This is a genomic window from Crocosphaera sp. Alani8 (assembly GCF_038442745.1).
In the GTDB taxonomy this organism is placed as follows: Bacteria; Cyanobacteriota; Cyanobacteriia; order Cyanobacteriales; family Microcystaceae; genus Crocosphaera.
In genome coordinates, this window is record NZ_JARVCN010000086.1 from 1 (window position 1) to 11,057 (window position 11,057).

At 38.4% G+C, this 11,057-nt stretch carries 10 protein-coding genes and 3 pseudogenes; 7 read left to right on the top strand and 6 right to left on the bottom strand.

Annotation, left to right across the window (positions count from 1 at the left end; all coding sequences use genetic code 11):
* Positions 1–54 precede the first annotated feature (54 nt).
* A pseudogene (locus tag P9B04_RS06350) lies at positions 55–636 on the top strand (HNH endonuclease); the annotation flags it as partial.
* Positions 637–713: 77 nt separating this feature from the next.
* Here the strand turns inward: P9B04_RS06350 and P9B04_RS06355 are convergent.
* On the bottom strand, positions 714–2,735 hold the full coding sequence (locus P9B04_RS06355) for a zinc metalloprotease HtpX (RefSeq protein WP_342054157.1): 2,022 nt from the start codon (positions 2,733–2,735) through the stop codon (positions 714–716).
* Between the two features lie 165 nt (positions 2,736–2,900).
* Between P9B04_RS06355 and P9B04_RS06360 the strand changes: the two genes are divergently transcribed.
* On the top strand, positions 2,901–3,794 hold the full coding sequence (locus tag P9B04_RS06360) for a carbohydrate ABC transporter permease (protein ID WP_342054158.1): 894 nt from the start codon (positions 2,901–2,903) through the stop codon (positions 3,792–3,794).
* Between the two features lie 23 nt (positions 3,795–3,817).
* Here the strand turns inward: P9B04_RS06360 and yidD are convergent, their stop codons facing one another.
* Positions 3,818–4,042 (bottom strand): membrane protein insertion efficiency factor YidD, encoded by a 225-nt coding sequence (gene yidD / locus P9B04_RS06365; RefSeq protein WP_342054159.1) that lies wholly within the window; start codon positions 4,040–4,042, stop codon positions 3,818–3,820.
* A 120-nt stretch (positions 4,043–4,162) separates the two neighbouring features.
* On the opposite strand from yidD, the gene P9B04_RS06370 reads away from it, so the two are divergent.
* The 4 genes from P9B04_RS06370 (at position 4,163) to P9B04_RS06385 (ending at position 8,078) form a co-directional block, all read left to right on the top strand.
* The gene (locus P9B04_RS06370) at positions 4,163–5,023 is read left to right on the top strand and encodes an alpha/beta fold hydrolase (protein WP_342054160.1); all 861 of its coding nucleotides are present in this window, start codon (positions 4,163–4,165) and stop codon (positions 5,021–5,023) included.
* Positions 5,024–5,225: 202 nt separating this feature from the next.
* The gene (locus P9B04_RS06375; RefSeq protein ID WP_342054161.1) at positions 5,226–5,978 is read left to right on the top strand and encodes a TerC family protein; all 753 of its coding nucleotides are present in this window, start codon (positions 5,226–5,228) and stop codon (positions 5,976–5,978) included.
* A 692-nt stretch (positions 5,979–6,670) separates the two neighbouring features.
* Positions 6,671–6,883, top strand: a complete 213-nt coding sequence (locus P9B04_RS06380) for a hypothetical protein (protein WP_342054162.1) — start codon at positions 6,671–6,673, stop codon at positions 6,881–6,883.
* Positions 6,884–7,304: 421 nt separating this feature from the next.
* Positions 7,305–8,078 (top strand): DUF3887 domain-containing protein, encoded by a 774-nt coding sequence (locus P9B04_RS06385; RefSeq protein ID WP_342054163.1) that lies wholly within the window; start codon positions 7,305–7,307, stop codon positions 8,076–8,078.
* Positions 8,079–8,112: 34 nt separating this feature from the next.
* On the opposite strand, the gene hemL is transcribed toward P9B04_RS06385, so the two are convergent.
* The 4 genes and pseudogenes from hemL to P9B04_RS06400 form a co-directional block, all read right to left on the bottom strand.
* Positions 8,113–9,414: a glutamate-1-semialdehyde 2,1-aminomutase gene (gene hemL / locus P9B04_RS06390; RefSeq protein ID WP_342054164.1), complete on the bottom strand. Its 1,302-nt coding sequence runs from the start codon at positions 9,412–9,414 to the stop codon at positions 8,113–8,115.
* Between the two features lie 248 nt (positions 9,415–9,662).
* A complete protein-coding gene (locus tag P9B04_RS25135; protein ID WP_446717973.1) occupies positions 9,663–9,842 on the bottom strand; it encodes a DUF6888 family protein in 180 nt (59 codons plus the stop codon).
* Between the two features lie 158 nt (positions 9,843–10,000).
* Entirely contained in the window at positions 10,001–10,291 is a 291-nt protein-coding gene (locus P9B04_RS06395) for a type II toxin-antitoxin system Phd/YefM family antitoxin (protein WP_342054165.1), read from the bottom strand.
* An 88-nt stretch (positions 10,292–10,379) separates the two neighbouring features.
* Positions 10,380–10,535, bottom strand: a pseudogene (locus tag P9B04_RS06400) (pentapeptide repeat-containing protein); the annotation flags it as partial.
* 109 nt (positions 10,536–10,644) lie between these two features.
* Here P9B04_RS06400 and P9B04_RS06405 point away from each other — a divergent pair.
* Positions 10,645–11,004, top strand: a pseudogene (locus tag P9B04_RS06405) (orange carotenoid protein N-terminal domain-containing protein); the annotation flags it as partial.
* Between the last annotated feature and the right edge of the window lie 53 nt (positions 11,005–11,057).

Sequence of the window (11,057 nt, forward strand, 5' to 3'; positions counted from 1 at the left end):
AACAACAAAAGCCGTGCTAGAAGCACGGGGTTTTAAACCCAATTTTTTGATAAAGTCAAACACATCGTCAACAACTCTAATTATGGGGCGAAGGTAAAAACAATCAAACTCGCTCCCATCATAAGAGGATGGCGGAACTACCATAAATACTGCAAAATGGACGGTTCAAGATTTAGCCTATGGCACTTAAGTCAGAGAACCTTTAAAAAGTTCAAAAAACAAAAGACCATCAACCGATACCAAGCAATAGAATTGGTTAAAAGAGCCTTTCCAAACATTAGCTACTCTGAGAACAGTTTTGCCAACGTCAAAGGAATTAAATCACCCTACGACGGGGATATAAACTACTGGTCAAAGAGAAATAGTGTCCTCTACGATGGAAGTACCGCAAAAACACTTCGCCGACAAAACCATTCATGTGGGTATTGTGGTCTGAAATTCATCAACGATGAAAAAGTAGAACTGCACCACATCGACGGCAACCATAATAATTGGAAACCTAAGAACCTCTTAGCAATCCATAGTAGTTGTCATCATTATACCCACATGAGCAAAGGACGGAAAGACCAAGGCTTTCCGAAGCCGAGTGCAGGGAAACTTGCACGCTCGGATTTCACAGAGAGGGGCGAAGCATGATAGCTTCCCTCGACTCTACCCACGTCGGGTTTCGGATGGGAGGGAAGAGTGGTGACACTCAAACCTTACCCGCTCACTTAGCTAATTATGATCAAAGGCAAAACAAGCCCCAAAATAATAATCCCAAAACCTGTAATTAATCCTCCAAACCGAGGATAACTTTTTATGTCTTGTTGCTTACTGGATAATTCCATAAAATCAAGCCAAGGAACAATACCCCGACGAAACCAGCCGATAGTTCCTACAGGGTTTCCAATCAAATTTTCTACTTGAGTCGCCCCAAAAAAGAAGTTGCCGATAGCACCAAAACGAGAAGTATAACGAGTGAAAATCATCCCTGTTTGATCTTGCAATTTCAGATCCGAACCATAAATAGAACCAGCATCTCCCCTACCGATTAATTTACCGTTCAGTTGGACTACTTTACCTCTAACAGGACTAGCGTAAGGATCGCACATTAGAGTAAGAATATCGGTATCTTGGACTTTCTTAAAATCAGGATATAGCAGAAGAGTTCTAACAATAAATCCCGACCCAAATCCCAAAGCAGTAAAACTAATTAATAAATGATGATTCCCCAAAGAAATTGTTAGTATTAATCCAAAAATCAATCCAAACAATCCACCAATAATGTGAGCATTGCTCATAATCAATTCTACAAAAAAGTTCGTCATCAACTTTTGTTTATCGATTTTATTTCCCTCTTTAATAACCCTCGCCATATTAAACTGAGAACCAATACCCATTTGTTCTGCATAGGTGCATAAAGCTTGAATCCTTTTTCCAGTCAAGGGATGAGTTGAATTGAGTTCAGCTAATTTCGCCCAAGGATTGAATAAGTCCCAAACAAAAACTTTGCCCAACCTCTGCACCTCAAAATTTCCGCTATAAATTGCCCCAGTAGCAGTAGCTCCTTTGCTATCAAAAATTCCCAAAGCGCGAGTTCCTTCCAATAATTGACTAGGTTGTGAATTGTTAGTCGATTCTTCTGTAATCCCATAAGCAATTTTAACTAAAGCCCTTGATAAGCCGTTAGGATTGCCTGTTATTTCAGCAGCAAAATGATCAGCATAATATTCTCTGGTTCGGGATAAATAAAGCATCAAATAAGTGCCAACAATATAGAAAAAATAGGCTGCAATCGAAGCAATTCTTAAGCCATCTTTTAACTTATTATCGCTATCACCTTTGTAACTCCAGCGACGAGCAAATAAATAGATTAAATAAGTAATCTGTACTAAACTAGAGGCCAAAGTCATAATAGCAAAATCCCAGTGGACAACGTGACCCAATTCGTGAGCATAAACCGTAGCCACTTCATCTTCATCTAAATAAGTAAATAACCCCTTACTCACCACAATACGGGCATTTCCTGGGAGGGAACCATAAGTAAAAGCGGTAGGGTTTTCGTCATCAATAATACCTAAACGGGGATGAGGTAGTTGTCTTTCTCGGCATACCCGTAAAATCATATCGGCTGTTTCGGGACTACTACGCTTAATTTCTGCTAAATTCACCCAACGAGTCTGGTAAAGCCATTTTTGGCTAAAATCCATAATCACAGGAGACACAAAAAATGTCACTCCATTAAACACCAGAGTAACAACCACAGATATTATTAGTCCTAAAAAGGGATGGGAACTATCAAAGATTAAAAACACTCCTAAAGATAGGGATAAAACCATCCCCAATAAGAGAATAATGGTAAACCCAGAGGCAAACTTAAGGTTATCAGCCATTTTGGGCATCATTAATCTAAGGCCAGTTTGAGCGGCTCTCCCTGCCACTTTAGTAAACTCCGGCTCATTAGTGTATCCGCTGCTGTTTATCCGATCTTGTTTAACAATGGACAAAAAGCTTTTAGCCCATTTTTGAACTTCTGGGTTAGAGTGCTTTTGTAAAGTTTCCGCTAGGGAAATAGCTTTATCCTGTTGTCCATTACCCCGATAGGCTCTAGCTAAGGCGATTAACCCTTGAACATAAATGTTAGAGTTGCGATCGGGATAATCTTGACAAAAAGTTCCTAATAAACCAACAGCTTCGGAATATTGTTGTTTTTGTAAGGCTTCTAGTCCCTTATGTAGTAAATCTGTTGACATGGGTTGCCCTTGAACATTTGGTCACGGTGTTTATGTCCTATAAGTACCCAATTTTTCCCTAACAATTGACAGTTTATTGTTAAAATTCTCTCATTAGTAACCAGTAACCAGTGATCGATTAGCAACGATTACTTGTACAATTTCCCATAAATTAGCTAAAATTTTATGAAGACTGCCCTAAAAAACAGTTCAATCCAATCTTTTAATTTAGTTCCCTATTTATTTTTACTGCCGGCTTTATTGTTACTTCTTATTACTGTTTTTATTCCTGCCATTCAAGCTTTCTCCTTAAGCTTTACTCAATACGAATACGACATTACTAAACCTCCCCAGTGGGTGGGGTTAAAGAATTTTCAAAGACTTTTCCAAGATTCAGTATTTTGGTTAACACTGAGAAATACTGTTTTATATTTAATAGGTGTTGTTCCTTTTTTGGTTATTTTGCCTTTATTGTTAGCTATTTTAGTAAACAACAAACTAAAAGGAATCAGTTGGTTTCGCTTAGCTTTCTATGTTCCTGTTGTTATTTCTATGGTTGTAGCTGGAATTGCTTGGAAAGCTTTGTATAGTTCTAATGGTTTGTTTAACCAAATATTAGGGCAATTTGGCTTAAGCGAGGGAATTCCTTGGTTAACCAGTCCAGAATTGGCTATATGGAGTGTGATGCTAGTGACGATTTGGAAAGGATTGGGTTATTATATGGTAATTTATTTGGCAGGATTGCAAGCTATTCCCGAAGAACTATACGAAGCAGCAGCTATAGATGGTTCGGATGGTTGGCGTAAACATTGGGACATTACTATTCCCTTGATGCGTCCTTATTTACTATTAGTTGCTGTCATCTCTTCTATTGCTTCAACTAAGGTGTTTGAAGAGGTTTATATTATGACCAAAGGGGGGCCTTTAAATCGATCAAAAACCATTGTTTATTATGTTTATGAGAGAGCTTTTGAGGATTTAGATATTAATTATGCTTGTACAATCGGACTGATTTTATTTTTGATTATTTTAATTCTCTCATTAATTAATCTCAAAATTTCTAAGAATCCAACTCTTTAAAAAATACTGAGCAATTCTAACTCTTATTTCTTGGTTACGGGGGGAACGGGATCATAACCACCAGGATGAAAAGGATGACAGCGCAAAATTCTTCTTAAACCTAACCAACTTCCTCGTAATGCGCCAAATCTTTCGATGGCTTCTAGGGTATATTGAGAACAAGTTGGTTGAAAGCGACAACTAGGGGGAAACAAAGGAGAAATAAAGCTGCGATAGCCTTGAATTAATAGGATTAGAATTTTTTTCATAGATCTCTGTGGCAAGGGCAATGCTCAGAAGGGTTCCTTTTTAATTTACAATGGTGTGGGACAGGATTGTGTGAGCCTCCTTACTTTTAGCAAAGAGAACATCAAAGAGTCAGACATTTTATGCCAATCATTGATATATTGGGGGTTCCTCATGCTTATGAGCTAACGTCTCCATCTTCAACTACCTCAAACCCTACTTTGATTTTTATTCATGGGTGGCTATTAAGCCGTCGGTATTGGCAACCTTTAATTAGTGAGTTATCGAGGGATTATCCTTGTCTCACCTATGATCTAAGAGGTTTTGGAGACTCTCAACCCTCAACTGATTCTTCATCACAAGTATCTTATACTTTAGAGGCTTACGCTAAAGATTTAATAATATTACTAGAAAAATTAAACATTAAACGGGGCTGGTTAATCGGTCATTCTTTGGGAGGTAGCATCGCTTTATGGGGTGCTGATCTTTGCCCTGAAAAAATACAGGGGGTTCTTTGCTTAAATGCAGGAGGCGGCATCTATCTAAAGGAAGAATTCGAGCGGTTTCGCCTAGCAGGGCAGCAACTTGTTAAGTATCGCCCCCCTTGGTTGGCTAGTGTTCCTTTAATTGATATCCTATTCTCAAGAATTATGGTTGCTAGTCCTATTGAACGAAAATGGGGTAAGCAACGAGTTATTGATTTAGTTAGAGCAGACTCACAAGCGGCTTTGGGTTCTCTTCTAGAGTCCACCACAGAAGCGCAAGTCCATCTATTACCTCGCATTGTTTCTCGTCTGAGACAACCAGTTTACTTTTTTTCTGGGGACAAAGATACGGTGATGGAACCTCAATACGTTCGTTATCTAGCTAGTTTTCACGAACTTTTTCAGTATCAGGGACAAAACGTTATTGAACTTGCTAATTGTGGTCATTTATCTATGGTAGAACAACCAGAATTATTGACTGAGAAAATGCTTAAAGTTCTTATAACCTACGAAATATAATAATGAGTGTTTATCTCTCAAAGGAAAGGGAATTTTGCGATCGCAACTCAATTAGGAATAGCAAGAAAAATCTGAGAAATCTGACGGGATTTTGTTAAATACATTATCATAAAATTAAGGAACCATTCGGATTACAAAGACGATGAAGTAGGCTTCTCCGTCTCTTCCTTGGTGATTGCACTTATTTATCTCTATATATTGAATGTTGGATCAGATTCTCGACTCTTCTCTCGCCCTCAGTCTAAAGACACCCATCTTACTACTGATTTTAATCATCTTGGAAGCGGTATTATCGGCGGATAACGCCATTGCCCTAGCAGCGATCGCTCAAGGGCTAAAAAAACCAGAATTACAACGATCGGCTCTAAATATAGGCTTGGTGGTAGCTTATGTATTACGAATGTCCTTAATCCTTACAGCCACTTGGGTAGTAAAGTTCTGGCAATTTGAATTGTTGGGAGCAAGCTACCTCTTATGGTTAGTGTTTAATCATTTTACCTCCGAACAGAGCGAACAAGATGATGGTCAAGGTCAAGAGTTTAACTCCCTTTGGCAAACAATTCCTTTGATTGCCGTTACAGACTTGGCTTTTTCCTTAGATAGCGTCACCACAGCTATTGCTCTAGCTGATGAACTTTGGTTAATTTTGGCAGGAGGGACTATCGGGGTGATTACCCTAAGATTTTTAGCAGAATTATTTATTCGTTGGTTGAAAAAATATACCTATCTTGAGGATGCTGGTTTTATTACCGTTGGTTTTGTCGGATTAAGATTATTGGTTAGGGTAATTAATCCTGAGTTAGTTCCTCCTCAATGGTTAATGATCTCTGCGATCGCTTTAGTGTTTGCCTGGGGTTTTTCTAAGCTTAACCCAGACTATGAACAGGCGGTTGAGATTACTGAAGAACCAACAGACGATCAAGCTAGTAAAGAACCTGAGAAAATTTCTTCTTGAAACTGTACTAGTTGTGATCCTATGCAAACTCAAAAAAATTGAATCTATATTTATTAAATTTTTTGTTTGCTCGGAAAAGAGTTTGTTCTCTTTGCTTTCTTAATTCCACTATCGCCAATATCACCAGCAGAAAAAATACAGGTTTATTCAGAAATATTCAGGAAAAAGTTCAGCAATCTTGAAAATCTACACTCAGTAGATCACAAAGATCCTAGTTAGGATTGCTTCTTGTGCAGGGAGAGAGATATCTATAAATGGGTTTTGAGATGCGGATTTGATCTAACCATTGGTTTATCAACAATGAAATTGACCCCCAATTTTGTTCAAAAAGCTCTCTCTACTGCTCCTTGTCGTGATTTATATAAATGGATAGATACACAAGTGTTGAATGTTAGAAAAAATCCACCTGTAAATTATCCGTTGCTCAACAAAGAACTTCTGTCCTACTAAAAATGCGATCGCCTATAGCTGGAGATAGCTAAAAATATAGGGGAACTTCTGCTCTCCAGTTCGGATATGGGAGTAGATCCTCCTCATCGAACCACAGTTTATATCCTGGTTTAAGCTCAGATGACCTGATTGTTGCACCGAAACTGAAATTACTGAACTTTTCTGAACTTTTTAGGTATTGTTTCTGCTGAAAATAAAGAGGATAGTGTAGAGGAAGATAAAAAACAAAGAGGACTTAGAAGATGAATTTCAACCAAATTGGTACTTACTATCCAGGAATCTTAAGTCAGCAGTTGGATACAAACAGTTATTTCTTAATGAGATTAACTGAGCTTTGGGGAGAAGAATTCTTAGATTTATCAGAAGACGAAGATTTATCTTCTAATAGCAATTTTCAATTTAGTGGCGAAACTGAAACTGTAACTTATGCCTGCTGCCCTCTGCCTCAAAACTAGAAAGATATATTTGCTTCACTGTTGTTCTCAATTTCTAAAATCATGACAATTAGCTTTATATTCTGTAAAGTAAAAATGGCTTTATTTTTGTTATAACCAAACTTAAAACTGGAATTATTTTTATTTTTTCTTTGGTAGAACTAGAAAAGTGTCTTAACTCTCTGGAAAGCTTGCCCTGCCTTGGATTGGTGATTTTTGTCCCCACGCCAGAATAATACCTGAAGGGATCTCTTTTAGCTTTGCTAACACTAGGAACTGCACTCTAAAAGTAAAAACTAAGATTTTTTGCTCTAATTTGTGTTCGTGAAGGAACCTAGATAAACTAGTTTTCGTTCTAGAACTTAGGCGCAGTCTCCTGTAAAACCGATGGAATGTGTCTAAACCAGCAATCAACTGAATGGTTGAGGAGTAAACAAATTATATGAACGGGTCTTTAATATCCCTAAAACAGAAAGGACTTTCTCTATTATTTTTAACCCTGATGACTGGGGTTAGTCCCTCGGTAGTCAAAGCACAAGTCAAATTAAGTCCTCCACCCCCTGTTAAGTTAGTTCAATCGGCGGATCAGGTGGATGAAGAGGGGTTAAAAAAGAAAGCCGAACAAGTGATTCAATTGTTAAATGAAGAAGATTACGGTAAGGTTAGAACCTTACTAAATCGTGAGTTGGCTATTCAACTAACGGCTGATCAAATTGGGGAAATTTGGAATAATTTAATCGAGTTGACAGGGCCTGTAAAGAATATTGTTGGTTACAAAGTTATTCCTACCATTAACGCCGATCTGGTGGTGGTGGAAACCGAATTTGACGACGAAACAACCGATCAATTTGTGGTTACTTTCAACAAAGAAGGGGAAATAGTAGGTATCGACTTTCCCAATGTAGCCTCCATCGAGGAAATTGCCGAAATTGTCCTCAATTCTGTTTCAGTCAACGATTTTTCTAGGGCTAGAGGCTATTTACACCCCTCCTTAAAAACAGAAATTTTACCTACCCGACTACAAACCGCTTGGGAATCTATTCAACGAGAAAACGGACTGTATGAGCGCATTGAAGAGATAACGGTGCGCCCTGGGTCTGGTGTAGATGCGGTGGATCTCGTTGTGGTAGAGGCCAAATTTCAGAAAGGAATTAGACAATTTTTGTTTATATTCGACGATAATCGACGTATTGTTGGTATTAATCTAGCTGAATAGGTGAAATAAGGTGGGCCATGCCCACCCTAGTTGCTTATAGATTAGCCATAACTTCTTTGGCTGCAGCCAAAGTCTTGTCAATATCCTCTGGAGTATGGGCTAAGGAAGTAAATCCAGCTTCAAACTGGGAAGGAGCCAGATAAATCCCTTTTTCTAACATTCCTCGGTGAAAACGTCCAAATTTAGCGGTATCAGACTTTTTCGCATCGTCATAGCTTCTGACGGGACCTTCTGTAAAGAATAAGCCAAACATCGCACCAATATGCCCACCACAAACCTGATGGCCTGCTTCTTTAGCTATCTTTATTAAGCCTTCGCTTAACTGTTGTGTGATTTGTTCTAACTGGTCATAGGTTCCTGGTTTTTGCAGTAATTCTAGAGTTTTAATCCCTGCTGTCATGGCTAAAGGATTCCCTGATAAGGTTCCTGCTTGATACATAGGTCCTGCGGGGGCTACCATTGACATGATATCTTGACGGCCACCGTAAGCCCCTACGGGTAAACCACCACCAATAACTTTACCTAATGTGGTTAAGTCGGGAGTTACGCCAAATTTTGCTTGGGCCCCACCATAAGAAAGACGAAAACCTGTCATTACTTCATCAAATACTAATAAAGCACCGTTTTCTTTCGTTAATTCCCGTAAACCTTCTAAAAAGCCTCCATCTGGTACAACAAATCCGGAATTACCCACCACAGGCTCTAGAATGACCCCTGCAATCTGATCGGGATTTTCCGCAAATAGGGCTTTAACCGCTTCTAAGTCGTTGTAAGGAGCGGTTAAGGTGTTGGCAGTAGTGGTTTTGGGAACCCCAGGAGAGTCCGGTAAACCAAGGGTAGCAACTCCAGAACCGGCTTTAACCAGGAACATATCTGCGTGACCGTGGTAACACCCTTCAAATTTGATGATTTTATCTCGGCCGGTGAAAGCCCGCATTAAACGCAATACGGACATACAAGCTTCGGTTCCTGAGTTGACAAAACGTACCATTTCAATGCTAGGAACCGCATCAATAACCATTTGGGCTAAGACATTTTCTAACAAACAAGGCGCGCCAAAACTGGTTCCTTTCTCCAAAGCGTCGTGAAGGGCTGCGATAACTTCGGGATGGGCGTGACCACAAATAGCCGGTCCCCAGGTTCCTACATAATCAATATATTGGTTGCCGTCTACGTCCCAAACATAAGCCCCTTTGACGTGATCGAAGACGATAGGTTGCCCTCCGACGGACTTAAACGCCCTCACAGGAGAACTTACGCCCCCTGGCATTAGTTTTTGGGCTGAAGCGAAAACTTCTTCTGATTTTGTGGTTTTTAATGATGTTGTGGTAACCAACTTAAATCTCCTTGTGTTCGTGAGGTACTTCTCATCATGCTTCCGTGGGACTCCATAGGGGTTGTTTAATTTCAGGGAAAAATTGTCAGATCCCTTTTTTTACAACCATCGTGTGACTGTTTCTATGGACACGGTTAAGGCTTTACTTTTAAGTCTTTGATTGAGAATTGGTTATATCTTCCATTGATCCTTATTATACGATGATGGCTGCCTTTTTTATCTTCATGTTCCTCTATTACTGTAAAGTTCTAGACTTCGTGAGTAGGAAAAAACCGATAATTTTCAACTCTAACTGATTTTAAAATTATTTTTTTCACGCACAAAATAGGAAATTTTTTACAGCGAAATAAATGAATTGATTCATAAAGGTTGGAGAGTAACTGACACACAAAGATTGCAGCATCTTTCTGCTTTTCAGTTGGCAGGATTTAAAACTCCAACAGACGAAATATTTATAGCAGTTCTCATACTTGTGAGGTACAAATTTTTCTAGTTTTAGGAGTCAGGAGTTATAACCTAAATATTGGGTGTACCTCATGAGTGTGAGAAACGCTATATTTTCATAGTTTATCATAAATTTTCTTCATTAAATTCTATTCTGTACAGACTCACTTTCAATCTCTAATTCATTAAGAAATTCCTCGAATGTCAATCTTTCTTGTCCATCTTCATTGATACGTTTATCTGCTTCTTCAATGTCGATTCTGTCTTCTGCTTCTTCTAATAGTTTGATAAAGAGTTCATAGTCTTTTGCTGGAATAATATAAACTGGTTCTTGTCCAGGTTGTTTAATTTTGATATGTTCTAAATCACAAGCTACATGATTTAGGGTATCAGTAAAATTATTTTCTACTTCTTGAGAGGATAAAGATAACATTTTCATATTTAACAGATGATGAATAGAAACTACATAAGATTATATACTACAATTACAATTATTTATTATTTAGAAGTTGCTAAAGAACTCAATACTGGAGTTTAATTTTGTTATGTAGAAGTAGAATTAAATCATGATTCTTAAAGTTAGCACCTTTTAAATTAGCACCTGATAGATTTGCATTTTCTAAATTAACACCTGATAGATTTGCATTTTCTAAATTAGCATTTGATAAATCAGCACTGGATAAATTAGCTAACGGAGTGTGTCAAATTCATGATACAGTGATTCCGAATATGACTGACTGAACTAAATGTTAGTCTGTCAAAAATCCTCACAAATGGAAAGATAAAATGCCTTTTACTCTAGATTCGGCTCGCAACATTTTTCCTAATACGTTAGCCGCTGATGCAGTTCCTGCAACCATAGCTAGATTCGAGCAACTCAGTGCTGAAGATCAACTGGCATTGATTTGGTTTGCTTATCTAGAGATGGGAAAAAATATTACTGTTGCTGCTCCTGGCGCAGCCAATATGCAGTTTGCTGAAGGTACCATTAAAGATATGGTTAGTATGACTCCTCTACAGCAGAGTCAAGCTATGTGTGATTTAACTAACCGTGCTGATACACCCATTAGTCGGACTTATGCCACTTGGACTCCTAATATTAAGCTTGGTTTTTGGTACGAACTAGGGAGTTTAATGGAACAAGGTAAGTACCTAAGCAAAATTAATTGTATAGTTTGAGCCAAAGTGTTTGAGAATAT